Source organism: Bradyrhizobium sp. CCBAU 53351 (genome assembly GCF_015291745.1).
In the GTDB taxonomy this organism is placed as follows: Bacteria; Pseudomonadota; Alphaproteobacteria; order Rhizobiales; family Xanthobacteraceae; genus Bradyrhizobium.
This window is the reverse complement of record NZ_CP030059.1, coordinates 3,781,648-3,804,633: the sequence shown is the minus strand read 5'-3', so window position 1 is coordinate 3,804,633 and position 22,986 is coordinate 3,781,648. Positions and strand designations below refer to the sequence as shown.

The following is a 22,986-nucleotide window of genomic DNA, read 5'->3' as shown; positions in this document are numbered from 1 at the left end:
CAAGCGTATAGCGGCGCCCATGTCGAACCCACCCGATACGGCTAGCGCCGATCCGATTCCCGAATGCCCGCATTGCCAGAAGCCGATGCCGCTGTGCATCTGCGACAGCGTCACGCCGATTGAAAACCGACTGTCGCTCCTGATCCTGCAACATCCGCAGGAGCAGGACAGGGCGCTCGGCACCGCGCGCCTGCTGGCGAAGCATTTCGCCGATGCCACGGTGCGGGTCGGACTGTCCTGGCCGAGCCTGTCCAAGGCACTGGGACGGCCGGTCGAGAACGCCGCGCGCTGGGCCGTGCTCTACCTCGGCTCGGCACGCGCCGCCGATCTCGAAGCGGAAGGCGAGATCCTCGCACTCAACCGCAAGGGCGAGATCGCGGAGAACCAGCGCGCAATCCTCGGCAAGCTCGAAGGTGTCGTGCTGCTCGACGGCACCTGGAGCCAGGCCAAGGCGCTGTGGTGGCGCAATCCCTGGATGCTCAAGTGCCAGCGCGTGATCCTGAATCCGGCGCATCCCTCCCGCTACGGGCGCCTGCGCAAGGAGCCGCGCAAGGATGGGCTGTCGACCATCGAGGCCGCGGCGACGATTCTCGCGGGCCTCGAGCGGCGCCCTGATATCGCCGACACGCTGCATGCGAGCTTTGAACGACTGTTGACGCGCTACCGCGAGGTCCAGGCCGAGATGCCGGAATTGGCCCCCAAGCCTGTCCCGAAAGCCCGGCGCGACTTCCGGCGACGCAAACGAGCCTGACTTCGGGTCGCATCCCCTGTACGGGACAGCCTCCGGTCAAAGTCAGATGAAGGCAGTTGCCTAACCCATTGATCCCCTATATTGCTCCGGCCTTACGGGGCCACGTGGCGGAGTGGTTACGCAACGGTCTGCAAAACCGTGTACACCAGTTCAATTCTGGTCGTGGCCTCCATCACAACCCTCTGATCTCTCGGCATAATTAGAAGCTCGGCGCGGATCCCGCCGATGCTGCGCGCCCGCGCTCCGCCAAGCTGCGCGGTGGCGCGATCACCGGGTTTGCCCGGAGCCTGCCGGAAACCTCCGATTCAGGCCGGCTGGCATAGAGTTCGCATCTGCGAAGTGATGCGTCTCGTCACCCGAGCACTGGAGCCACAAATGGGCGACATCGTCCGATTTGTCCCGAAATCCGAGTTGGAGCGGGCGCGCCTCATCCGTGAGGCCCGCGCGATCTATGACAGCATCTTCCCATCGGCCGCACCGGACCGGGCTCCGCAGGATGGCGAGGATCGCGTCAAGAATTGATCGTTGCCGAGCCGGGCGTCCGGCGTAGGCCTCCACAGCAAAACGCCCGCGAGGCGGGCGTTCGGTTCACCGCGAAGAGAAAGCCCTCAGCAGGCCGCGTACCAGCCGTCGGGAAACGGCAGGAGGGGCCAGGCGCCCTCATTGTCATTGGCGGCTTTGGGCGTCGCGTCGAAACTCCACGTGCGGGGCACGAATTCCTCCTCCGGCGCGGGAGCGAAATCTTCAATGAGCATGGCGTCCCGGACGGCATCCAGCAGCAAGTTGAATTCGGCTTCGCTTCTCATCGCACCCTCGCAAAACGCGGATGGCGCAATGTCGCAAAGCCGGTTTGTTACCCGATTGAGCCGATCGTTCGCATTTTAACGATCCGGCGATCTGGCCCCGATTGGTTAGCGATTTCTAAAGAAGTCCCGTCGGGAACCTACGTTCCACCCCAGCATCCCCAGTGTGAAAGAGATCACATCCTCCGCGATTTAATTCTCCTACCCCTTCGCACGACGCCGGCCAGCAAGGCCGGGAGGCGGGTAGGGCAGACAGGAGACTGGTCATGAAGGCGAGGTTCTTGCGGTTTGCGGGTGTGAAGTGCCGGGCGCGCCGCGCCTCGACCGTCGGGCTGTTCCTGGCGCTGTTCGCCCCCGCTGCCCACGCGCAAGGGACGGCGGAGCAGCGCCGGGCCTGTACGCCCGATGTCTACCGGCTTTGCGCCGGCGAAATTCCCAATGTCCGCGCCATCACGGCCTGCCTGCGCCGTAACCGCTCCAGCTTGAGCGAGGCTTGCCGAAGCGTGTTCGACCAGGCCGGCGGTTGATTTAGCGGGACTGTGGGTTTGTGCGCAGCAAGTCGTCCGGTTGGCTGACGAATCCGCGCTACCGGTCCTGTGGATATGCTGCGGACAGGCTGTGGACCGGTGGCAGGTGCCGGTCGCCCTGAGAGAGCGGTAGGTGAACGCAGGTCTCGTACCCCGAGCGTTTTACGGTGCACGCGTCCGGACACGAGACCGGAGCGAGACGCAAAAAGTCGTGCCGAACGCTCCCGGCATTTCGTCTCAAATTGCAACCCGCGGATGCAAGAAGTCTTGATCGGCCGTGACCTGCAGGTGAGTGGGGTCTTGAACGCGGCTCCGGGGCAGGACGACTAACAGGTAGCGTGCATGTGGATCAGGGAAACGTGATCAGGTCTCCCCTTCCTAAAGCACCAAAATGGTGCTTTAGTGCTTTCCATGAGCCAGTCACCCCGAAACGCGCCGGCCGCGCTGCGTTACAGGCTTGCCCCCGACCCGGTCGCCAAGGCCGCGCTGGAGGCGACGTTCGGGGCTTACGACCGCATGATGGAGATCCTCGACGAGGTCGCGCGGAGCCACAATGTCGGCTCCAACGTCGTGCTGCTGCATGCTCACGCCTATGACCCGATCCGCAAGGCGACCGCGCTGCCCTCGCGCCTCGTGACCCTGGGCCTGCGCGACCGGGCCGAATATCGCGCGGCACAGGGCCGCCGTCTGCCGCTCGACGACAAGCTCGCCAAGATCAAGGGTCCCGCGACCATTTCGATTGCGACCGTCGAGGGGCGCTTCAGCGTGCCCTTCGACTACGCCGGCTATGCCGAGGGCTGGGGACACAGCGTACCCGCGCGCCTGGTCCGTACCGATGACGGTTTCGAAGTTCACTACGGCGTCACGCCGAACACTCTGCCAGAGGAGGAGAACGCTATGGATACCATCGCTGCCGCCCCCGACAATTTCCTGTCCCGGGTCGGGCGCCTGATCGCCGGCATCGCTTACGACGCGATCGAGCAGGCGGAAGGCAAGAACAAGCTCAAGGTGGTCGGCCAGGCCATCCGCGAGATCGAGCGCGCCGAGAGCGAAGCGCGCGACGCGCTCGCCGCCGCGCGTGCCGAGGAATACCGCCTCAGCGCGCGCCGCACCGAGATCGAGCGCGAGATGGCCGATCTCGTGCCCAAGATCGAAGGGGCGATCGCTGATAGCCGCGACGACCTCGCTCGTGCCGGCATCGCACGGCAGATGGATCTGGAGGCGCAGTTCGAGGTGCTCTCCCGCGCCATCGACGAGAACAACGAGAAGATCGAGCAATGTGTCACCTCGCTGCGTGCGGTGCTGTCGGCACTCCAGGACGCCGAGCAGCGCCGCGCCGATCTCGAAAAGAGCGAGGCGGCCGCGAGCCAGCAGGGCTCGACGTCGCCCCGCAAGCAGGGCGGCACGTCCGCTGCAGCCAAGGCCTTGCGTGCGGGCAAGGCGGTGGCGCGGGCCACCGGCGTGCCGCCGGGCATCCCTTATTCGAGCGACATCGACGAGCTCAGCACCCTCCATCGCGACAAGGAAATTGCGGCGAGGCTGGCGCGGCTGAAGTCGCGCTCCTGAGTGCCGTGTCATGAGCGCTCTGCTCGAACACGTCATGTCGCCGGAGGTCAGGCCGTTCGCGATCGCGGCGGCCATGATCGTCATCGTCGGCTCGATCGAGGTGGTCTCGATGCTGGTCGGCGCCTCCTTGAGCGAGATGCTCGGCACCAACATCGACTTTGGTCATCCCAGCGACAATGGCGTGATCAACGCGATCTCCTGGATCAATGTCGGCGGCGTGCCGCTCTTGATCTTTCTGTTGCTGTTGCTCGGCGCTTTCTCCATCACAGGCTTCCTGATCCAGGACATCGCACGGATGGTGGCCGGCCCCTTGCCGGCGACGCTCGCCTCGGTCGGAGCGGTTGCCGTCTCGGTGCCGCTGGTGCGCTCCGCGAGCAGGGCCATCGCGCGGGTCATTCCCAAGGATGAAAGCTATGTCGTCGGTCTCGGCGACCTCGTCGGCCGCGTCGGGGAGGTCGTCATCGGCCCGCTCGATCAGGGCCCGCCCGGCAAGGTCAGCGTGGCCGATATCCATGGCAACCGCCATTTCGTCTGGGCGGTCGCCGCGCCGTCGTCCTCGCCGCTGCCGCAGGGAACCATGGTCCTGCTGGTCGATCGCGACGGTACCCGCTTCGTTGCGGTGAAGGCCGAGGATGAACTTAAGCCGTCGAAGCCACCTCTAAGCAGCAGCTAGGTCATTCATTGGAGAATATCATGTTCGACATCGCAGTCCCGGCCATGATCGGCGTCGCGCTGATCGTCGTCCTCGGGATCGTCTTCACCATCCTCTACAAGCGCGCCACGCGCGACGAGGCCTTCGTGCGCACCGGCCTCGGCGGCAAGAAAGTCGTGCTCGACGGCGGCGCCATGATCCTGCCGATCTTCCACTCCTATGCCAGCGTCAATCTGAAGACTCTGCGGCTCACCGTCGAACGCAAGGAGCGGGAATCCCTCATCACCAAGGACCGTTTGCGTGTCGACATCGTCGCCGAGTTCTACGTCCGCGTTCGTCCGGACGAGGAGAGCATCGCGCTGGCAAGCCAGACGCTGGGCGCGCTGACCAACGACGCCGAGGCGCTGCGCAACCAGGTGGAGGCGAAGTTCGTCGACGGCCTGCGCTCGGTCGCCGCGACCATGAGCATCCTGGAGCTTCAGGAGAAGCGATCGGACTTCGTCAAGCACGTGCAGTCCACGGTCGAGTCGGACGTGAAGTCGAACGGTCTCGAACTGGAGTCGGTGTCGCTGACCAAGCTGGACCAGACCGACGTCAAGTTCTTCAATCCGGAGAACTTCTTCGACGCCGAAGGCCTGACCCAATTGAAGACCGTCACCGAGACCCGTCGCCGCGACCGCAACGCCATCGTGCGCGACAACGAGGTCGCGATTGCGCAGAAGGACCTCGAGGCGCGGCAGCAGACCCTCGGCATCGAGCGGACCAAGAAAGAGGCCGAGCTCTCCCAGGAGCGCGACATCGCCAACAAGACCGCAAGCACCCGCGCCGAGGTCGCGACCGCAACCCAGACCGCGCGCCTGACCGAGGAGAACGCCCGCATCGATACCGATAGGGCGGTTGCCGAGAAGGAGGCCGGCGCCAAGCAGGTCAAGGAAACCGCGGTGATCGAGTCGGATCTGGCGATCAACAAGCGCAAGACCGACGCCCAGCGCGAGATCCAGATCGCCACGCAGGAGAACGAGATCCAGATCGCGGCCAAGAGCAAGCAGACCTCGGAAGCCGTCGCGGAAGCCAAGACCGCCGAAGCGATCGCCGTCTCCGCGGAGGAAAAGGTCGTCACGGCGCGCGCCGTCGAGGTCGCCGATCGTGCCCGTCTCACCCAGGTGCTGGCCGCGCGCACCGAGGCCGAACGCAAATCGACCGAGCTGATCGTCGCGGCCGAGGCCGAGAAAAAGGCCTCGCTCGATCGCGCCGAGGCCGTGAAGACGCTGGCCACCGCGGAAGCCGAATCCAACAAGATCAAGGCCGTCGGCGTCCGCAACATCGGTGAGGCCGAGGCCGCCGTCATCACCATGAAGAACGAGGCGCAGAACAAGCTCGGCAGCAACGTCATCGACTTCGAGATCGCCAAGAAGCGGATCGAGACGATGCCCTTGGCGCTGGCCGAGATGGTCAAGCCGATCGCAAACCTCAAGGACGTCCGTATCCTGCACACCGGTGGTGCGTTCGGCGGCAACGGCGCCGGCGGAGGCAATGTCGGTTTCGGCGAAGGGCTCGCCGGCGAGCTGCTCAAGGTCCACGCGCTGCGTCCGATGATCGACGAGATCCTGCGCCAGAGCGGCTTTGCGCCGGGCGACGATCCCGTGCAGGCGCTGGTCGGCGCGGTGACCGGGAAGAGCAACGGCGCAGCTGTGCCGGCGCCTGCGCCTGCGCCGGCGAAGGCAAACGCCGCCGATCTATGAATGCCCGTTCATTGCTGCGGAGAATTCGAAACGATAGAAACAAGTCCTGCGCGTCTCGCGTCGCGCAACGTTCCGGAGTGCAGATCGACGGCGTGTTGAACCCTTCGATCGCGCTCCGGACATGTCTCGAGGCAACGCTTTTTGTTGCCGCGGCGCCTGCGCCGATCGACGCCGGGCGCCGAGGCCTGTTTCGATCGGAGGATTTTTCACATGAAGTATTTTCTGTCTGGATTGATCGCGATCGGTTTATCGGTCGCCGCCATGCCCGCGTTCGCGGCTGACGCCCGCAACGTCACCGTCGTCAACGAGACCGGCTATGCCATCAAATTCCTCGGCTTCAACGCGCCGGACGATGGGCTGGACGAGTGGGAGAACGAGCTCGAAAAGGTGCTGCAGAACCAGGCCAGCACCTATGTCGAGTTCGACGAGGACGACGAGGGCTGCGTCTGGAACATCCGCGTCGACTGGCAGAACTACGACGAGGCGGTGCTGTGGAAGAACGTCAATCTCTGCAAGATGACCGCGCTTCGGCTGCGCTACGACCCCGGCACCAAGACCACCTCGTTTCTCGCGGAATAGCGATCGGCCGTCACGGCCTGGAGGAGGGACCTTTCAGGCCCTTCCTCAGCTACGTTCGGATGATGACGAATTCGTCCTTTGCAAGCGCAAGCGGCTTTGTTATACGCAGCCCCGCGCGAACGACTGGTTCGCCTTTTCCTCGGTAGCTCAGCGGTAGAGCATCCGACTGTTAATCGGATGGTCGCTGGTTCGAATCCAGCCCGGGGAGCCAAATCTTGCCGTAAATTCAATGAGTTGCAGCCGCGTCCTCATGCGGCGGGCGACCTCGTTGCAGTGGTTTCTGAGCAGCGCCTTAGCGATTCCTGCCTGGAATCGCATTCAAGCAGATGTGTGGATGGGCGTCGTCACGCCATGCGGGCGGCGCCAAATCGACTCAATTGAAATCGAGCTTCGACAGCTGCCGGAATTTTACGGAGCTGATTCCCATGACAGACATCCAGGTCGACCGTTCTCAGATGGCCCCCTCGATTCTGCCGGCCGAGATTCCCGAGCTCAGCGACGATGAATGCCTCGCCTGTCTGGCGCGTGCGGTCGAGACGCCCAATTCGGCGCGGCTGGATGAGGTCGCAGCTCTGATCGGCCGCCTCGCGGTGGCAATCGAGTAGGGCTGGTTGCCCCTGCGATCGGGAGGTTGCGGAAAGCCCCGGGTCTAGGGGCGAGTGTCATGTTGCGTTTTCGGCGGGCATGTTCCAAAGATGCCGCGAATTTTGGCTCGCGACCGACGGCTGGAGCTGTCGATCGCACCGCCTCGACAAGGCACCGCGAGACCCGACATGCCGCAGAATGACACGCTTCCCAAGACCGAATCCGGGTACCGGACGGACGCCCTGGAGATCCACCAGGGTGCAGAACGCAAGAAGCAGGCTGCGGAGAGCGAGAAGCGGCGCCTCAAAATGGTCGATGGCCAGGTGCGCACCAATGACGTCACCGACCGTCGTGTTCTCGATGCCATGCTCACGGTTCCGCGCGAGGCCTTCGTGCCGGCCGACAGGCAGGCACTGGCTTACCTCGACCTCGATCTTGACGTCAGCGAGGGCGGAGCCAAGCGCTTCCTCATCAAGCCGCAGCTGACGGGCAAGCTACTGCAGGCCGCCGAGATCGGCGAGGGCGACAACGTGCTGGTGGTCGGCTGTGCGACGGGATATCTCGCCGCGCTGGCCGCCAAGCTGGCGCGCCAGGTCACCGCGACGGAATGCGATTCGGCGCTGGCCGCGAAGGCAACGAATGCCTTCGCTGCCCTGAAGCTTGCCAATGTCGCCTGCAAGGCCGCCGCCTGCGGCGAGGGCGATCCGTCCGCCGCTCCCTATGACGTGATCATCCTCAATGGCGCTGCCGAGGTGATGCCGGAAGCCCTGCTCGGGCAGCTGAAGGAGGGCGGGCGCCTGGTGGGCGTGTCCGCCGAATCCAGGCCGCCGCGGGCCGTGATCGTGACCCATACCCACGGTGAATTCGGCCATCGGGCCCTGTTCGACGCCGCCGCCCCGGTCCTTCCCGGGCTGGCGCGGGCGGCCGGCTTCGTCTTCTGACGGCAAAGCCCATTAAAATCCCGTTCTGAATCAGAAGTGTGGCCGGGATGCTGCACGTGAAGAGTTTCCACCGGGAACTACCCTCAGGTAGTTCCGTCGCGCCAATCCGCAGCCTATGTTGCGGCGGGGCAACGACTCCACTCGGTAGACGGTAACCCAGCTCGCGGGCACGAGCCGGGCGTTAGAATGAACGGAAATTTTGGGATGCATGGGGTGAAGCTCTCCACCGGAGCTGCGGTTTCGGTCCTGTTGCTGGCGCTTGCCGGGCCGACGCCTGCCTTGGCGGACACGATCAACGCCGCACTGGTGCGCGCCTATCAGAACAATCCGCAGCTCAACGCACAGCGTGCCCAGGTGCGCTCGACCGACGAAAACGTGCCGCAGGCTTTGTCCGGCTATCGCCCGAAGGTCAATCTGACGGCGAGCGGGGGCATTCAGTACTCGGACTTCAAGAGTTCCTCCACCAGCGATCCGGTCAACGGCAAAGGCTATCCCCGGAGCGTGGGACTGACGGCTTCGCAGACGCTTTACAACGGCAACCAGACGGCTAACAGGACGCGCGCCGCAGAGAGCCAGGTTTCCGGCTCTCGCGAAGCGCTGCGCAGCCTCGATCAAACCGTGCTGCTCCAGGCTGCTACGACCTACATGGACTATCTGCGCGACGCGGCGACGCTCGAAGTTCAGCGCAGCAACGTGCGGGTCCTCGAGCAGACCCTCAAGCAGACCCGTGATCGTTTCAATGTCGGCGAAGTGACCCGCACCGACGTTGCGCAATCGGAAGCACAGCTGGCGGCCGGCAGGACGCAGGCCCTGACCGCCGAGGCGAATCTCACCACGACGCGCGCGAACTTCCGCCGCATCATCGGCAACGAGCCGACGAACTTGGCGCCCGGCTCGCCCGTGGACCGTTTCCTGCCCGCGACGCTCGCTGCCGCGGTCGAGCTCGGCCTCGTCGAGCATCCGAACGTCACGGCTGCGATGTTCGGCATCGACGTCAATTACCTGCAGGTCAAGGTCGCCGAGGGCGCTCTGCTGCCGACAGTCACACTGCAGGCGGGGGTGACCCAAGCCTACGAACAATCTTTGATTCAATACCGTTCGCTCAGTGCCACAGCGCTCGCGCAGATCTCCGTGCCGATCTATCAGGGTGGCAGTGAATATTCGCTGATCCGTCAATCCAAGGAAAACCTGGCTCAGCAACGTCTCAACCTCGAAAACACGCGCGATCAGACCCGCGCGACCGTCGTGCAATGGTGGGGCTCGCTGCAGGCCGGCAAGGCGCAGGTGCAGTCGGCGCAGGCGCAGGTGGCGGCGTCCGAGATCGCGCTGAACGGCGTGCGCGAGGAAGCCAAGGCCGGGCAGCGCACCACGCTCGACGTGCTCAACGCGCAGCAGGCGCTGGTCAATGCGCGCGTCGCGCTCGTGACCGCGCAGCATGACCGTGTCGTCGCATCGTACAACGTCCTCGCCGCCGTCGGCCGTCTGGCGCCGCAGGTCCTGGGTCTTGCGACCAATGTTTACGATCCCAGCGTTCACTACCATCAAGTCCGCGACAGCTGGGGCGGTGTGCGCACGCCTGACGGGCGCTGATCCCCGTAATCGTCCGGTCGGCCACGCGAATAGCCGAGGCCGACCGGCGCTTTGCTTGCAATCGTCAAAATCCCTGACATAGCCTTGCCAAGAGAATGCGGGTCGATTCGCCTCGCATTGATGCTGTGTGCGTAAAGCTTGAGTGCCGGGGGCAGGGGCGCACCGCCGCACGTTGAGCCGTGATCTGGGGACAAGTCGGGCTGCCGCGACGAAAATGTCGGGCCACTTGGTGCGGAACCGGCCAATCCTGTCCTGCTTGGTGTAAAACAACGCATGCGAGGGCGTTGATGATGTGGAGTCGGAGATGACGCAGCCTGCAAAGGTTACAGAACCCTCGATGGAGGAGATTCTGGCCTCGATCCGGCGCATCATTGCCGACGACGAGGCCAAGCCACCGCCGGCCGAGACCGCCAAGCCCGAGAAAGCCGCGGCCCCCGCAGCCCCGCCGAAGCCGCAGGCGATGAACGACATTCCGCCCTCCAAGGTCGCACCGCCCAAACCGGCCGCTGAGAAGCCCGCGCCACCTCCGGCCGCAAAGCCGGCTCCAGCCCCAGCTCCCGCACCTGCGGCGGATGCATCGCCAAACAGCCAGGACGACATCGACGCGCTGCTGGCGGGGCTCGATGCGGCCACACCTGCGCCCGAGGTCCGCACGCCGGAGCCGGAGCCTGAACCCGAGCCTGAGCCCGACGTGCTCGAATTGACCGACGAGATGGCGATGGACCCGACACCGGCTCCGCCGCCACCGAGCTTCCGCAAGGTCGAGCCGCGGGACGATCTCGAATTCGCCGAAGCGCCGCCGCCGCGCCCAACGCCGCCACCGTCCTACGCGCCTGTCGATTTCGATGCTCCGCCGTTGCCGCCGCAGCAGCCCATGCTCGCGCAGTCGACGGTCTCGGCGGTCGAATCCGCGTTCAATTCCCTGGCCCATACGGTGCTCAGCAGCAATGCACGGACGCTGGAAGATCTGGTCAAGGAGATGCTGCGTCCGATGCTGAAATCCTGGCTCGACGACAATTTGCCCGGCCTCGTGGAACGCATCGTGAAGGCCGAAATCGAGCGGGTCTCGCGCGGCGGCCGCTGAGACCGGCGGTCCGGCCCCGATAAAGCCCTGCTCCCAGGGCATATTCGGCCTGCGGACCGGGCCGAATGCCCTTAGCCGCTGAGCTTCCCGTTGACTTGACCCGCACACGCGGCTTTCTACAACCCCATGATCGAGAAAAATTACCAGCCCGCCGATATCGAAGCCCGCATGTCCGTGGTGTGGGAGGACAGCCTTGCCTTCAAGGCCGGCCGCCCTGATCGCCGTGACGCCGTGCCGTTTACCATCGTGATCCCGCCGCCGAACGTGACGGGCTCGCTGCACATGGGCCACGCCCTCAACAACACGCTGCAGGACATCCTCTGCCGGTTCGAGCGCATGCGCGGCCGCGATGTGCTGTGGCAGCCCGGCACCGATCATGCCGGCATCGCCACCCAGATGGTGGTCGAGCGGCAGCTGATGGAACGGCAGCAGCCCGGCCGCCGCGAGATGGGCCGCGAGAAATTCCTGGAGCGGGTCTGGCAGTGGAAGGCCGAGAGCGGCGACACCATCATCAACCAGCTCAAGCGCCTCGGCGCTTCCTGCGACTGGTCGCGCGAACGCTTCACCATGGACGAGGGGCTCTCGAAGGCCGTCGTCAAGGTGTTCGTCGAGCTGCACCGCGACGGCCTGATCTACAAGGACAAGCGGCTGGTGAACTGGGACACCAAGCTGCTCACCGCGATCTCCGATCTCGAAGTGCAGCAGACCGAGGTGAAGGGTCACCTCTGGTATCTGCGCTACCCGATCGAAGCCAAGACCTTCAACCCCGAGGATCCCTCGAGCTTCATCGTCGTCGCCACCACGCGCCCCGAGACCATGCTCGGCGATACCGGCGTGGCCGTGCATCCCGAGGATGAGCGCTATCAGAAGCTGGTCGGCAAAAACGTCATCCTGCCGCTGGTCGGCCGCAAGATTGCGATCGTCGCCGACGATTATTCCGATCCGGAGAAGGGCTCGGGCGCGGTCAAGGTGACGCCGGCGCACGACTTCAACGACTTCGATGTCGGCAATCGCCACGGCCTGCGCCGCATCAGCGTAATCGACCGGGAAGGTTGTCTCGATCTCGTCGGCAACGAGGACTATCTGCGCGATCTGCCGGAAGGCGCCTCGCAATTCGCCGAGGAATTCCACCGGGTCGACCGCTTCGCCGCGCGCAAGCGCATCGTCGAGCGGCTGGAGAGCTTCGGCTTCGTCGAGCGGATCGAGCCGCACACCCACATGGTGCCGCATGGCGACCGCTCGGGCAGCGTGATCGAGCCGTACCTGACCGACCAATGGTATGTCGACGCCAAGACGCTCGCGAAACCGGCGATCGCGGCGGTGCGTTCGGGCGAAACCTCGTTCGTACCGAAAAACTGGGAGAAGACCTATTTCGACTGGATGGAGAACATCCAGCCCTGGTGCATCTCGCGCCAGCTCTGGTGGGGCCACCAGATCCCGGCCTGGTACGGGCCTGACGGCAAGGTGTTCGTCGCCGAGACCGAGGAGGAGGCGATCAGCCACGCCCTCGGCTATTACGTCGAGCAGGAGGTCATCACGGCCGAGCAGGGCCGCGAGATGGCGCTCGACCGCAACAAGCGCGAAGGCTTCATCACGCGCGACGAGGACGTGCTCGACACCTGGTTCTCCTCGGCGCTGTGGCCGTTCTCGACGCTCGGCTGGCCCGAAGACGCCCCCGAGGTGCAGCGCTACTACCCGACCAATGCGCTGGTGACCGGCTTCGACATCATCTTCTTCTGGGTCGCCCGCATGATGATGATGGGCCTGCACTTCATGAAGGAGGTGCCGTTCTCGACGATCTACATCCACGCCCTCGTCCGCGACGAGAAGGGCGCCAAGATGTCGAAGTCGAAGGGCAACGTCATCGATCCGCTCAACCTGATCGACGAATACGGCGCGGACGCGCTGCGCTTCACGCTGGCCGCGATGGCGGCGCAGGGGCGCGACATCAAGCTCGCCACCAGCCGCGTCGAGGGCTACCGCAATTTCGCGACCAAGCTCTGGAACGCCTGCCGCTTCGCGGAAATGAACCACTGCGCCGTGCCTGACGGTTTCGAGCCGGCGAAGGCGAAGGAGACGCTGAACCGCTGGATCGCACATGAGAGCGCGCACACCACGCGCGAGGTGACCGAGGCCATTGAAGCCTATCGCTTCAACGATGCGGCCGGCGCGATCTACCGCTTTGTCTGGAACGTCTATTGCGACTGGTATCTCGAGCTCGCAAAGCCCGTGCTGCTTGGCCCGGACAGTCCCGCCAAGGACGAGACCCGCGCCATGGTCGCCTGGGCGCGCGACGGGATCCTGAAGCTGCTGCACCCCTTCATGCCCTTCATCACCGAGGAGCTTTGGGAGGTGACGGCCAAGCGTGACGGCCTGCTCGCATTGGCGCAATGGCCGCTGAAGCAGGCCGAGCCGACGCCCGAGCAGCTTGCGATGCTGGCTGCGACGACGGGGGCGACCGATCCGCTCGTCTCGCCGGCCTGGGTGCTGCCGATCTTCGACCATGCCGACTTCACCGATCCCAAGGCTGAGGCCGAGATCGGCTGGGTGATCGACCTCGTCACGCAGATCCGGTCGGTGCGCGCCGAGATGAACATCCCGCCGGCGACGCTGACCGCGTTGGTGCTCGTGGGCGCCTCGACTGAAACCAAGGAGCGCGCGCCGCGCTGGACCGACGTGGTCAAGCGCATGGCGCGGCTGTCGGAGATTTCTTTCGCCGACCGTGCTCCTGACGGCGCGGTTCAACTGCTGGTGCGCGGCGAAGTGGCCGCGCTGCCGCTCAAGGGCGTGATCGACGTCGCCGCCGAGCGCACGCGCCTCGACAAGGAGATCGCCAAGGCCGACGCCGACATCAAGCGCGCCGAGTCGAAGCTCGCGAACGAGAAATTCGTCGCCAACGCGGCCGAGGAGGTCGTCGAGGAGGAGCGCGAGAAGCGCGAGGCCGCGCTGGCCCGCAAGACCAAGCTGCTCGAGGCGCTGGAGCGGTTGAAGCAGGCGACGTAAGCCTATTTCGGAAACGGCTTGCTGAGAAACTTCGAGCCCCTGACGCCATAGCGCCAGGGCAGCTCGACCGCCTTGGTGATTCCGATGCGGATGCCGGTGGCGACCTCGACATCCTCCGTTCGCGCATGCAGTGCGATCGGCGGGCGGTCCAGCGGCAGAGTGTTGTGGGCGATGGTGATGCCGAGCGCCTCGGTCAACTTGCCCGGGCCCGAGCACAGCGCGTGCAGGTCCTGGAGATGACGACGGCGGCGCATGGCCGCTAAGCCATGCGTCGGCTCCAGCGCGCGGATCAGCACGGCGCTGGCCGAGCCTTCCTCCTCGCAGACGAAATTGACGCACCAATGGATGCCGTATGAGCGGTAGACATAGGCAAAGCCGGGCGGGCCGAACATGATCTGGTTCCGCGGCGTCGGGCCGTTGTAGGAGTGCGCCGCGGGCTCGGTATGATGATAGGCCTCGACCTCGACGATGGTCCCGCCGACGCCGTCGACCAGCATGGTGGCACCGATCAGGTCGTACGCGACCTCGCGGACGTCGCGGTCGAAAAAGGCCCGCTTCAGGGCCTTGCCGAGCCGAGGGGGTGAGGTCTTCGAGACTGGAGCCATTCGAGGTGAGAATCGCTTGAGAACAGAGCAGGATATTGCCCATATCTGCCATGTTCCCTGAAGCGGGGCGAGCCGGGTTGCGATGCACGGCTAGACCGACTAGGTAGGACCTGAACAGACCGGACACCCCATGGTCGTTATTGTCGATACCCTCACGAACCCGTTGCGCCCGCGCCACCCCGAAAAGGTGAACCGGCCAGATTCCGTTTCCCCGCCGAAGCCGGACTGGATCCGCGTGCGCGCGCCGACCACCCGCGGCTATGCCGACACCCGCAACATCGTGCAATCCAACGGCTTGCACACGGTGTGCGAGGAAGCGGGCTGCCCGAACATCGGCGAGTGCTGGGACAAGAAGCACGCCACCTTCATGATCATGGGTGACACCTGCACCCGGGCCTGCGCCTTCTGCAACGTCAAGACCGGCCTGCCGAATGCGCTGGATGCGGCCGAGCCGCAGCATGTGGCCGAGGCGACGGCCAAGCTCGGCCTTGCCCATGTCGTCGTCACCTCGGTCGATCGCGATGACCTCGCTGATGGCGGCGCCGAGCATTTTGCTCAGACCATCCGCGCGATCCGCGCCGCGTGTCCCTCGACCACGATCGAGATCCTGACACCGGACTTCCTGCGCAAGGAGGGGGCGCTCGAAATCGTCGCGGCCGCCAAGCCCGACGTCTTCAACCACAATCTCGAAACCGTGCCGTCGCGCTATCTCACGGTGCGGCCGGGCGCGCGCTATTTCCATTCGATGCGGCTGCTGCAGCGGGTCAAGGAGCTCGATCCCACCATCTTCACCAAATCCGGCATCATGGTCGGCCTCGGCGAGGAGCGCCACGAGGTGCAGCAGGTGATGGACGATCTGCGCTCCGCCGACGTCGATTTCCTGACCATCGGCCAGTATCTGCAGCCGACCCGCAAGCACCACGCGGTGATGCGCTATGTGCCGCCGGACGAGTTTTCGTCCTATGAGAAGATCGCCTACACCAAGGGTTTCCTGATGGTGTCCGCGAGCCCGCTGACCCGGTCGTCGCATCATGCCGGCGAGGATTTTGCGAGACTGAAGGCCGCGCGGGCAGCTAGCGCCCGCTGAACCGCCATCTGAGTCACCATGCCCAAATTTTCGAGCAAGCGCCGTGTCAATCACAGCGCATCCGAGATGTTCGATCTGGTCGCCGACGTCGAGCGCTACCCGGAATTCGTGCCGCTGTGCAGCGCGCTGAAGGTGCGCCAGCGGATGGCCAAGCCCGACGGCACCGAGGTGCTGGTGGCCGACATGACGGTGTCGTTCAAGCTGGTCAAGGAATCCTTCACCAGCCGCGTGACGCTCGACCGCGCGAACTTGAAGATTCTCGCCGAGTATCTGCAAGGTCCCTTCAGTAATCTGGAAAACCGCTGGACGTTCGAGCCCAAGGGTGAGGGCGTCTGCGACGTCGGTTTCTTCCTGTCCTACGAATTCAAGAGCCGCATGCTGGCGCTCCTGATGGGCTCGATGTTCGATGCCGCCTTCGCGCGGTTCTCGGCCGCGTTCGAAAAGCGTGCGGATGCGATCTACGGGCGGCCGAAGCTGGCGTCGACGTAGGATACTCTCTCCACCGTCATTGCGAGGAGCTCTTGCGACGAAGCAATCCAAAATCCCTCCGCGGAAGGATTCTGGATTGCTTCGCTGCGCTCGCAATGACGGCGGAGAGGCCGGTGCGCCGCCCCCTCAATCCACCGCCTTCACGACATCCGGCGGCTGTGAGGCGTAATACGCCGCGGCCTGCTCGATCTCCTGCGGTGTCATCGCGCGCGCGATGTTGCGCATCTGCTGGCTGATGTCGTTGCGGCGCTCTCCGGAGGCGAAGGCCTGGAGCTGCGCCTTCATGTACGCTTCCGATTGGCCCTCCAGCCATGGGCTGCCGGTCTTGTTGTCGAGACTACCATGGCAGGAGCCGCAGGGCGCGATGCCGCGCATCGGCGCGCCGTAGATCACGATGTTCGGCTTCGGCAGTTGCGGTGTTGGATGATAGGCCGGAAGCCGCGGCAGATAGGCGTAATAGTTCGAGAGATCGGCGATCTCCTGGTCGGTCAAATTGACCGCGAATGGCGACATCACGGCATTGGTGCGCGCCGCCGAGCGGAAATCGTGCAGCTGCTTGTAGATCACGGCGGCATATTGCCCGGCGAGATTGGGCGAATCCGCGCGGCTGACGCCGGTCGGGCCGTGGCAGATCGCGCAGCGCTGCGCCAGCGTCGCCCCGCGACCGATCGCCTCCTGGCTCGGGCGTGACAGGGTGTGCGAGGTGAGCACGACCTCGGACAGGCGCTTGGTCTGCTCAGGCGCGGTGACGGTTGCCGCGCGCTGCGGCACGCCGGCGGCGCTGCAGATCGCGTCCCAGACGCCCGCGAACTGCACCCAGGGCTGCGCGTAGGGCAGCACGAGGAAGCCGGCAATCGCAGTCACAATCAGGATCGCGGCGGTGACGCCGACGCCGAGCCTGAAATGGCTGTTGCGGAGGGTGAAGAGGTCGCGCGTGCTCATCACTGCGCTCCCACATAGACGGCCGGCACCGACGTCCCCGAGCTCAGTGCCAGGTTCAGGATCGGATAGCCGTAATTGGTGAGGGTGAGGGCGATCATCAGCGCCACCCATAGCGCATGGGTATTGAGCGCGACCGGTACCGTCTTCGGTTCGTGCACGGCGAGCGCAAAGCGATAGGGCCCGGCGTCAACCTGCAGCGCGCGCATGCCGCGCGCGAGGATGACGATGAACATGATGCCCGAGGCCAGCAGGATGAAGCCGCCGATCGCCGAGAAGGTGACCGAGAGCGCCTGTGGCGCGATCGCGGGATCGCCGAAGTCGAAATAGGCCATGCGGCGCGGCATGCCCAGGATGCCGACCCAGTGCCACGGGAACGTGGTGACGATCATGCCGATGAACCACAACCAGAGCTGGGTGCGGATCAGGCGGAGGTCGATCAGCTCGCGCCCGGTCAAATGCGGCCACAGATCGTAAGCGATCGCGAAATACATGATCACGATGGCGCCGCCGAAGATCAGGTGGAAATGGCCGGTGATCCACTGCGTGTTGTGAATGGAAGCATCGAGCTGGTAGCTCATGTTGATGAGGCCGCCGGCACCGCCGAAGCCCAGCATGACGAAGGAGAACGCCAGCGCCAGCATCATCGGATTGTCCCAGGGCAGGGCCTTGATCCAGCCGAACATCCCGCGGCCGCCGCGTAGCCGCGCGGCGATCTCGACCGAGGCGCAGATCGTGAACACGGTCAGCAGCGTCGGCAACGCCACCAGCGCGGTGAAGGCCGAATGGATGAACTTGAAGCCGGCACCGACCTGCGGATCGGCGAAGGTGTGATGCATGCCGATCGGCATCGCCACCACCAGGAACAGGATGAAGGAGATCCGCGCCATGCTGTCGGAATAGACTCGGCCGCCGATCGCGCGCGGCACGATGGTGTAATAGGCGATGTAGGTCGGCATCAGCCAAAAATAGACGATGGCGTGCAGCGTCCAGGAGAAGAACACGCGCGCCAAGCCGGCATCGATCGTCGCCTTCAGCCCCGCCGCGGCGGGAATGATCTGCAGCAGCAGCTCGAGCGCGGCACCGACCGCGGTCCAGGCCCACAAGTAAGAGCCCGCGACATTGGCGAACATCGCGAGCGGCACCGGCGCGCCGGGATTGGCCTTGCGCCAGACCCGCAGATTGATCGACATCAGCGCGACCCAGATCCAGGAACCGACCACGACCAGGACCACGCCGAGATAGTAGAAGACGTTGCCGATCAGCGGCGGATAGAAGGTGTAGAGCACCGAGGCGCGCCCCAGCGCGATCGGGATGACCGCCATGACACTGCCGATCACGATCAGCCAGAAGCCGGCCCAGGCCCAGCGCACGCCGACCAGGCGCTGCTGCAGGGCGGACTCGCTGATGGCATAGCCGAAGCCCATCGCGACCAGCGTCGGGAACACGTAGCCCATCACCGTGCCGTGCGCGGTCAGCGAGCGGTAATAGAGCTCAGGGTTGGACAGCCAGGTGCCGATCGGACTGCGGATGAACATCTGCCAGGCGCCGAGCGTCAGCGCGATGCCGAACACCACAAAGGCCAGCCAGAAATGGGCGAGGATGAGCTTCCTATTGACCAACACAGCTCAGCCTCCCGCCACCCTTTGCGCGGTTCGCAAAGTCGGTCTTGTCGATCACCTTGACCTTGCCCCACATACCCTCGTGACCGAAGGAGCAGAACTCCTGGCAGGGCATCAGATAGTCGCCTGTCTTCGAAAAGCGCATCAGCTGCTCGGAAATGTAGCCGGGCACCAGCATGGTGTTGACGTTGGTGCTCTGGATCAGGATGCCGTGCACGACGTCGGCGCTCGTGGCGCGCAGCGTGATCGGCGTGTCCACGGGCACCACGATGCAGGCCGGCGTGAAGGAATATTGCTGGCCGATCGCGTGCACCGTGACATTGCCGTTGGCCTCCAGCACGCTGCCGAGATTGCTCTCGACGAATTCTCCGGACAGATGCAGCCGCGAGGGATCGGTGATCTCGACGCGCGGTTGCGGCATGGTCGCGCGATGGATGCCGGCGAAAGCCGCAAGCCCCGCCATCACCACGATGATGATCACCGCGATCGTGGCCCAGCGCCGCTCGACGCGGGCCGCAACCTCGGCGCTGGCGCTGCCGTGGGTGTCCTGTGCGGTCATTGCAGCGGTCCGCGCGGCAGGAAGACAAACAGATAGAAGGCGAACCACATCGCGACGACGCAGGCCGTGGCGATGCCGGCGAGCACGATCGCGCCGGAGGGGCCTTGCGCCACGACCTCCTCGACGGCCTGGTCGGCGGCGGCTGGGCTGGTGGGGGGATCGGAATTGATCATGCGATGTCTCAGTTCAGCGGCGCGGAACGCAGCTCGTTGGCCTCGCGCGCCGAGACCGGCGTGCCGCGATTGCCCCAGGCCGTGCGGATGTAGGAGACGACGGCGGCGATCTCGTTGTCGGACAGCAGACCCGCGAAGGGCGGCATGCCGTAGGGCATCGGATTGCCTTTGGTCCCCGGCGGATAGCCGCCATTGAGCACCATGCGGATCGGATTGACCGCCGACTGCATCTCGATCGACTGGTTGTTGGCGAGCGGTGGCCAGTGCGGCGGCTTGCCTTCGCCTTGCGTGCCGTGACAGCTCGCGCACTGCTTATCGTAGACGGTCTTGCCGAGGCTGATCAGCAGGCTGCTCTCCGTGGTCGGCAGCGTCGAGCTCGCCGGCGGCGGAGGCGAGGGCTCCGCAATGCCCTTGAGATACACCGCCATGGCGCGCGTGTCCTCGTCGCTCAGATACTGCAGGCTGTTGTGAACCACTTCCGCCATCGGGCCGTAGACCACGCCGCGCATGGAGACGCCGGTCTGCAGCAGATCGGTGATGTCCTTGATGCTCCAGTCGCCAAGCCCGGCCTCGCGGTTTGACGTCAGCGACGGCGCGTACCAGTTCTGCATCGGAATCAGGCCGCCCTTGAAGGCGTCCGATTGCGACGTGCCACCGAGCGCGTTAATTGGCGAATGGCACATGCCGCAATGGCCGAGGCCCTCGACCAGATACGCGCCGCGATTCCATTCGGCGGATTTCTTCGGGTCGGGCTTGAACTCGCCTTCGCTGAAGAACAGCGTGCGCCAGCCGAGGATGAGCTGGCGGTTGTCATAGGGAAAGCGCAGCTCATGCGGCTTGTTCTTCTGGCTCACCTGCGGAATCGAGCGCAAATAGGCGTAGATCGCGTCGCTGTCGGCGCGCGTGACCTTGGTGTAGGAGGCGAACGGCATCGCCGGATAGATCAGCCCGCCGTCGGGGAAGCGGCCCGAGTGCATCGTCTTGTAGAAATCGTCCGCGCTCCATTTGCCGATCCCGGTCTCCGTATCGGGCGTGATGTTGGAGGTGTAGAGCGTGCCGAACGGCGTCGGCATGGCGCGGCCGCCGGCGAACAGGCGGCCCTCCGGCGCGGTGTGGCAGGCGGTGCAGTCGCCGGCACGGGCGAGATACTCGCCGCGCGCGATGATGTCGCTGCTTTTGTCCTGAGCCTGCGCGACGGTCGTCAGCGCAACCAGGGCCAGGAGTGTGATCGACAGTTTCGAGCCCATCATCCGCCTCGTCAGTTGGGCTGGCTGCCGCACGCGAGTGGCAGTGCGTAGCTGCCTTTCGGGACGGGGGCCGGATTCGTGGGCGCGGACCGCGTTGCGAGCCAGGCGGAGACCGCGGTGACGTCGGCCTCGGTCAGGTGTCCGGCAATGAGCTGCATGCAATCGGGCGATTTCGCCGTGCGCGTGCCGTAGCGCCAGGCGCCGAGCTGGGCGCTGATGTAATTGGCGCGAAGGCCGAGCAGGCCGGGGATGCCGGGCTGCATGCCTGCCAGCGCCGGACCGTGACAGCTGACGCAGGCCGGAATGTTGCGGCTGGCATCGCCCCTTGTGGCGAGCAACTCGCCCTGCGCAAGCACCTCCTTGCTGACGTCGCTCGGCGCCGGCTGCGGCAGCGGCGGATGCTCGCCGGCGAAATACTCCGCCATCGCCTCCAGATAGGGATCAGGCAGAAACTCCAGCAAATAGTTCATCGGCGGATATTTGCGCCGGCCGCTGCGAAAGGCGAGGAGCTGGTTGTAGAGATAGCCGGCCGGTTTGCCGGCGAGGCGCGGGAAATAGACGTCACTGGTTCCTTCGCCCTTGTTGCCGTGACAGGGCGTGCAGGCTTCGACCCGCGCCGCCATCGTGTCGGGCGGCTGATTGGCCGTTTGCGCGGCCGCACCATCAATGGCGGCCAAGGTGATGATCACAGCGACTGACGCCGCGGCGCGAGCGAACACTTTCGTCGCCCTCCATAAGGCTGGTCCGGTTGATTCCGGACCACAAGGTAGAGCGACTTTATTGCGGCCGTATATTGTTGCGCAAGCTCGGACGTGCGCAATGAAGTTTGGTCGCGCCGTCGGCATCGCCATCCGATCGGATTCGACAAGATTTGCGTGTTTTTTGAAAACTGCACATAACGCAGTAGCCTCGCGACAGTTCCTGTCCGAGTCTTGCATCGTCAAATCACCCTCTTTTGTCAGAGGGCGCAGGGAAGACCGGATGCCGGCTGGCACCCGCGGTCCACTGTGCGAAACCTGCGTGTCAAGAAACTGCACAGCGGCATACAGGTGAAGCCCAACAGCCGGCCTTCCCTGCGCAGTGGTTTGACGGCTTATGCCGAGCTCTCCCCGGGGAGCGATGCACTATTGCCCCCGTCGCCTTGCAGATGACTGATGCGCGTGCCCGGTCGGGCCGCCACATCACCACAAGACTTGACGCACAGACCCCGGGCGTCAGGACCACACGGTTTTGCCGTACGCATGTCACATCGGTCGTGTGCGCGAAGGCGCCTTGCTCACGGTTGCCGCCCTGCAATGCCTCTCGCGCCGATGTGACGTGTGTCCACCGCAGCTCACCCCACGTTTCGTGACGATCGCGATACGCCCCTCTGGCCGGGGTGAGGTGGGAGGAGGATGCGATAAATCAGAAATTCTGTAAAGGCGAATATTTTTATCGGTCTGCCTTGCCCTACGGCTGGCGTGTTTTGCCCGCCGGGTAACGCAAGAGATTGTGCGCCGTAGGGCGGATTAGCCGAAGGCGTAATCCGCCATCCTGGTCGCCGCGGCGAGAGATGCGGCGGATTACGCTTCGCTAATCCGCCCTACGCGCGGTGTTCCCTTCGGATCATTTCGCGTCGCAGCGAGTTCTCTCCGGATTGTCCGGGTTGGAGCCGCTATGACCGTCAATTTCGACACGCTGAAAGCCTCGCTCGTCCTGTATGGCCTGAACGGGATCTACGCGATTCTGCTGCTCGCGATCGGCTGGTATCTGTCCGGCGCCATGCAACGGTTCGTCACGCGCCTGTTGAGCGTCACGCACCGCGTCGACCCGCTCGTCACCTTGTTCGTGGGCAGTCTGGCGCGCTACGGCGTGCTGGCCGTGGTCGGCATCGCCGTGCTTCAGCTGTTCGGCATCCAGACCGCGAGCCTCGTCGCCGTGCTGGGCGCGACATCGCTCGCCATCGGTCTCGCCTTGCAAGGAACGCTCTCCAATCTCGCCGCCGGCGTGATGCTGCTGTTGTTCCGGCCCTTTCACGTCGGCGACGACGTCGAGGTGGCCGGCAAGGCGGGGAAGGTGAAGTCGCTGTCGCTGTTCATGACCGAGCTGGTTGCGCCCGACAACACGCAGATCCTGTTGCCGAACGGACAGGTGTGGGGCGCGGCCATCGTCAATCACAGTGCTTACCCCGGCACGGGCGAGATCAAGGTGGCGTTTCCGGTCCCGGCGGGCGCGGCCAATGCGATGGCCGATCGCATCCTGAAGGAATTGCGCAACGACTCGCGCATCGACGATCACGCGCAACCTGCCGTTTCCGTCACCAAGGTTCTCGATGTCGCCAATCCTGCGGCGCCGATCCTGGAGTTGACGGTCAGTGCGAAAGCAAAGCCGTGGCAAGCTGACGCGGTCAAGCAGTGCGTGCTCGATCACGCAAGCGCGCTGCTCGCAGCCGCATGAGGTGCT

Annotated in this window: 23 protein-coding genes and 2 tRNA genes; 17 read left to right on the top strand and 8 right to left on the bottom strand. The window is 64.8% G+C overall.

The features are described 5' to 3' along the window. Window positions 1–19 precede the first annotated feature (19 nt). From XH83_RS17835 to XH83_RS17825, 3 genes are all read left to right on the top strand, one after another. Window positions 20–751, top strand: a complete 732-nt coding sequence (locus XH83_RS17835; RefSeq protein WP_194402132.1) for a tRNA-uridine aminocarboxypropyltransferase — start codon at window positions 20–22, stop codon at window positions 749–751. Between the two features lie 98 nt (window positions 752–849). Beyond that, a tRNA-Cys gene (locus XH83_RS17830) sits at window positions 850–923 on the top strand. A 203-nt stretch (window positions 924–1,126) separates the two neighbouring features. Then, window positions 1,127–1,273 (top strand): hypothetical protein, encoded by a 147-nt coding sequence (locus XH83_RS17825; RefSeq protein ID WP_194402131.1) that lies wholly within the window; start codon window positions 1,127–1,129, stop codon window positions 1,271–1,273. Between the two features lie 86 nt (window positions 1,274–1,359). Here XH83_RS17825 and XH83_RS17820 read toward each other — a convergent pair whose 3' ends face one another. Then, complete coding sequence (locus tag XH83_RS17820) at window positions 1,360–1,557, bottom strand: hypothetical protein (RefSeq protein WP_194402130.1); 198 nt, start codon at window positions 1,555–1,557, stop codon at window positions 1,360–1,362. A 263-nt stretch (window positions 1,558–1,820) separates the two neighbouring features. Between XH83_RS17820 and XH83_RS17815 the strand changes: the two genes are divergently transcribed. The 11 genes from XH83_RS17815 (at window position 1,821) to XH83_RS17765 (ending at window position 13,823) form a co-directional block, all read left to right on the top strand. After that, window positions 1,821–2,081, top strand: a complete 261-nt coding sequence (locus XH83_RS17815) for a hypothetical protein (protein WP_194402129.1) — start codon at window positions 1,821–1,823, stop codon at window positions 2,079–2,081. Window positions 2,082–2,483: 402 nt separating this feature from the next. Then, window positions 2,484–3,647, top strand: coding sequence for a PspA/IM30 family protein (locus XH83_RS17810; RefSeq protein ID WP_194402128.1), 1,164 nt, complete (start codon window positions 2,484–2,486; stop codon window positions 3,645–3,647). A gap of 10 nt (window positions 3,648–3,657) precedes the next feature. Continuing rightward, a complete protein-coding gene (locus tag XH83_RS17805; RefSeq protein ID WP_194402127.1) occupies window positions 3,658–4,320 on the top strand; it encodes an OB-fold-containig protein in 663 nt (220 codons plus the stop codon). Window positions 4,321–4,340: 20 nt separating this feature from the next. Beyond that, on the top strand, window positions 4,341–6,041 hold the full coding sequence (locus XH83_RS17800) for a flotillin family protein (protein WP_194402126.1): 1,701 nt from the start codon (window positions 4,341–4,343) through the stop codon (window positions 6,039–6,041). A gap of 210 nt (window positions 6,042–6,251) precedes the next feature. Further along, on the top strand, window positions 6,252–6,620 hold the full coding sequence (locus tag XH83_RS17795) for a hypothetical protein (RefSeq protein WP_194402125.1): 369 nt from the start codon (window positions 6,252–6,254) through the stop codon (window positions 6,618–6,620). Between the two features lie 136 nt (window positions 6,621–6,756). Further along, window positions 6,757–6,831: transfer RNA gene (locus XH83_RS17790), tRNA-Asn, on the top strand. A 214-nt stretch (window positions 6,832–7,045) separates the two neighbouring features. Further along, window positions 7,046–7,225, top strand: coding sequence for a hypothetical protein (locus XH83_RS17785; protein ID WP_194402124.1), 180 nt, complete (start codon window positions 7,046–7,048; stop codon window positions 7,223–7,225). Between the two features lie 288 nt (window positions 7,226–7,513). Continuing rightward, the gene (locus XH83_RS17780) at window positions 7,514–8,146 is read left to right on the top strand and encodes a protein-L-isoaspartate O-methyltransferase (RefSeq protein ID WP_194408306.1); all 633 of its coding nucleotides are present in this window, start codon (window positions 7,514–7,516) and stop codon (window positions 8,144–8,146) included. A 204-nt stretch (window positions 8,147–8,350) separates the two neighbouring features. Next, window positions 8,351–9,736, top strand: coding sequence for a TolC family outer membrane protein (locus tag XH83_RS17775; protein WP_194402123.1), 1,386 nt, complete (start codon window positions 8,351–8,353; stop codon window positions 9,734–9,736). Window positions 9,737–10,040: 304 nt separating this feature from the next. Further along, entirely contained in the window at window positions 10,041–10,820 is a 780-nt protein-coding gene (locus XH83_RS17770; RefSeq protein ID WP_194402122.1) for a PopZ family protein, read from the top strand. 126 nt (window positions 10,821–10,946) lie between these two features. After that, a complete protein-coding gene (locus tag XH83_RS17765; protein ID WP_194402121.1) occupies window positions 10,947–13,823 on the top strand; it encodes a valine--tRNA ligase in 2,877 nt (958 codons plus the stop codon). Between the two features lie 2 nt (window positions 13,824–13,825). On the opposite strand, the gene XH83_RS17760 is transcribed toward XH83_RS17765, so the two are convergent. Next, a complete protein-coding gene (locus XH83_RS17760; protein ID WP_194402120.1) occupies window positions 13,826–14,428 on the bottom strand; it encodes a DNA-3-methyladenine glycosylase in 603 nt (200 codons plus the stop codon). A 130-nt stretch (window positions 14,429–14,558) separates the two neighbouring features. Between XH83_RS17760 and lipA the strand changes: the two genes are divergently transcribed. Further along, a complete protein-coding gene (gene lipA, locus XH83_RS17755; RefSeq protein WP_194402119.1) occupies window positions 14,559–15,515 on the top strand; it encodes a lipoyl synthase in 957 nt (318 codons plus the stop codon). Between the two features lie 18 nt (window positions 15,516–15,533). Further along, complete coding sequence (locus XH83_RS17750; RefSeq protein ID WP_194402118.1) at window positions 15,534–16,004, top strand: type II toxin-antitoxin system RatA family toxin; 471 nt, start codon at window positions 15,534–15,536, stop codon at window positions 16,002–16,004. Window positions 16,005–16,130: 126 nt separating this feature from the next. Here the strand turns inward: XH83_RS17750 and XH83_RS17745 are convergent, their stop codons facing one another. Genes XH83_RS17745 through XH83_RS17720 form a run of 6 tightly spaced genes read right to left on the bottom strand, consistent with a single transcriptional unit; the run spans window position 16,131 to window position 21,263 of the window. Continuing rightward, a complete protein-coding gene (locus XH83_RS17745) occupies window positions 16,131–16,946 on the bottom strand; it encodes a cytochrome c (RefSeq protein ID WP_194402117.1) in 816 nt (271 codons plus the stop codon). After that, a complete protein-coding gene (locus XH83_RS17740) occupies window positions 16,946–18,568 on the bottom strand; it encodes a b(o/a)3-type cytochrome-c oxidase subunit 1 (RefSeq protein ID WP_194402116.1) in 1,623 nt (540 codons plus the stop codon). Before XH83_RS17740 ends, XH83_RS17745 begins: the two co-directional genes overlap by 1 nt. Beyond that, window positions 18,555–19,124 (bottom strand): cytochrome C oxidase subunit II, encoded by a 570-nt coding sequence (locus XH83_RS17735; protein ID WP_194402115.1) that lies wholly within the window; start codon window positions 19,122–19,124, stop codon window positions 18,555–18,557. Before XH83_RS17735 ends, XH83_RS17740 begins: the two co-directional genes overlap by 14 nt. Beyond that, window positions 19,121–19,297, bottom strand: a complete 177-nt coding sequence (locus tag XH83_RS17730; RefSeq protein ID WP_194402114.1) for a hypothetical protein — start codon at window positions 19,295–19,297, stop codon at window positions 19,121–19,123. The genes XH83_RS17735 and XH83_RS17730 overlap by 4 nt, the downstream gene beginning before the upstream one ends. 8 nt (window positions 19,298–19,305) lie before the next feature. Next, a complete protein-coding gene (locus XH83_RS17725) occupies window positions 19,306–20,544 on the bottom strand; it encodes a cytochrome c (RefSeq protein WP_194402113.1) in 1,239 nt (412 codons plus the stop codon). Window positions 20,545–20,555: 11 nt separating this feature from the next. Next, window positions 20,556–21,263 carry a c-type cytochrome gene (locus tag XH83_RS17720; protein WP_194402112.1) on the bottom strand — a complete coding sequence of 236 codons (708 nt, stop codon included), beginning with the start codon at window positions 21,261–21,263 and terminating at the stop codon, window positions 20,556–20,558. A 937-nt stretch (window positions 21,264–22,200) separates the two neighbouring features. Between XH83_RS17720 and XH83_RS17715 the strand changes: the two genes are divergently transcribed. Continuing rightward, complete coding sequence (locus tag XH83_RS17715; protein ID WP_194402111.1) at window positions 22,201–22,980, top strand: mechanosensitive ion channel family protein; 780 nt, start codon at window positions 22,201–22,203, stop codon at window positions 22,978–22,980. Window positions 22,981–22,986: the final 6 nt, after the last annotated feature.

Coding starts and splice junctions, on each gene's coding strand:
- XH83_RS17835 (WP_194402132.1), top strand. CDS start 20: ATGTCGAACCCACCCGATACGGCTAGCGCCGATCCGATTCCCGAATGC.
- XH83_RS17825 (WP_194402131.1), top strand. CDS start 1,127: ATGGGCGACATCGTCCGATTTGTCCCGAAATCCGAGTTGGAGCGGGCG.
- XH83_RS17820 (WP_194402130.1), bottom strand. CDS start 1,557: ATGAGAAGCGAAGCCGAATTCAACTTGCTGCTGGATGCCGTCCGGGAC.
- XH83_RS17815 (WP_194402129.1), top strand. CDS start 1,821: ATGAAGGCGAGGTTCTTGCGGTTTGCGGGTGTGAAGTGCCGGGCGCGC.
- XH83_RS17805 (WP_194402127.1), top strand. CDS start 3,658: ATGAGCGCTCTGCTCGAACACGTCATGTCGCCGGAGGTCAGGCCGTTC.
- XH83_RS17800 (WP_194402126.1), top strand. CDS start 4,341: ATGTTCGACATCGCAGTCCCGGCCATGATCGGCGTCGCGCTGATCGTC.
- XH83_RS17795 (WP_194402125.1), top strand. CDS start 6,252: ATGAAGTATTTTCTGTCTGGATTGATCGCGATCGGTTTATCGGTCGCC.
- XH83_RS17785 (WP_194402124.1), top strand. CDS start 7,046: ATGACAGACATCCAGGTCGACCGTTCTCAGATGGCCCCCTCGATTCTG.
- XH83_RS17780 (WP_194408306.1), top strand. CDS start 7,514: ATGGTCGATGGCCAGGTGCGCACCAATGACGTCACCGACCGTCGTGTT.
- XH83_RS17775 (WP_194402123.1), top strand. CDS start 8,351: ATGCATGGGGTGAAGCTCTCCACCGGAGCTGCGGTTTCGGTCCTGTTG.
- XH83_RS17770 (WP_194402122.1), top strand. CDS start 10,041: ATGACGCAGCCTGCAAAGGTTACAGAACCCTCGATGGAGGAGATTCTG.
- XH83_RS17765 (WP_194402121.1), top strand. CDS start 10,947: ATGATCGAGAAAAATTACCAGCCCGCCGATATCGAAGCCCGCATGTCC.
- XH83_RS17760 (WP_194402120.1), bottom strand. CDS start 14,428: ATGGCTCCAGTCTCGAAGACCTCACCCCCTCGGCTCGGCAAGGCCCTG.
- lipA (WP_194402119.1), top strand. CDS start 14,559: ATGGTCGTTATTGTCGATACCCTCACGAACCCGTTGCGCCCGCGCCAC.
- XH83_RS17750 (WP_194402118.1), top strand. CDS start 15,534: ATGCCCAAATTTTCGAGCAAGCGCCGTGTCAATCACAGCGCATCCGAG.
- XH83_RS17745 (WP_194402117.1), bottom strand. CDS start 16,946: ATGAGCACGCGCGACCTCTTCACCCTCCGCAACAGCCATTTCAGGCTC.
- XH83_RS17735 (WP_194402115.1), bottom strand. CDS start 19,124: ATGACCGCACAGGACACCCACGGCAGCGCCAGCGCCGAGGTTGCGGCC.
- XH83_RS17730 (WP_194402114.1), bottom strand. CDS start 19,297: ATGATCAATTCCGATCCCCCCACCAGCCCAGCCGCCGCCGACCAGGCC.
- XH83_RS17725 (WP_194402113.1), bottom strand. CDS start 20,544: ATGGGCTCGAAACTGTCGATCACACTCCTGGCCCTGGTTGCGCTGACG.
- XH83_RS17715 (WP_194402111.1), top strand. CDS start 22,201: ATGACCGTCAATTTCGACACGCTGAAAGCCTCGCTCGTCCTGTATGGC.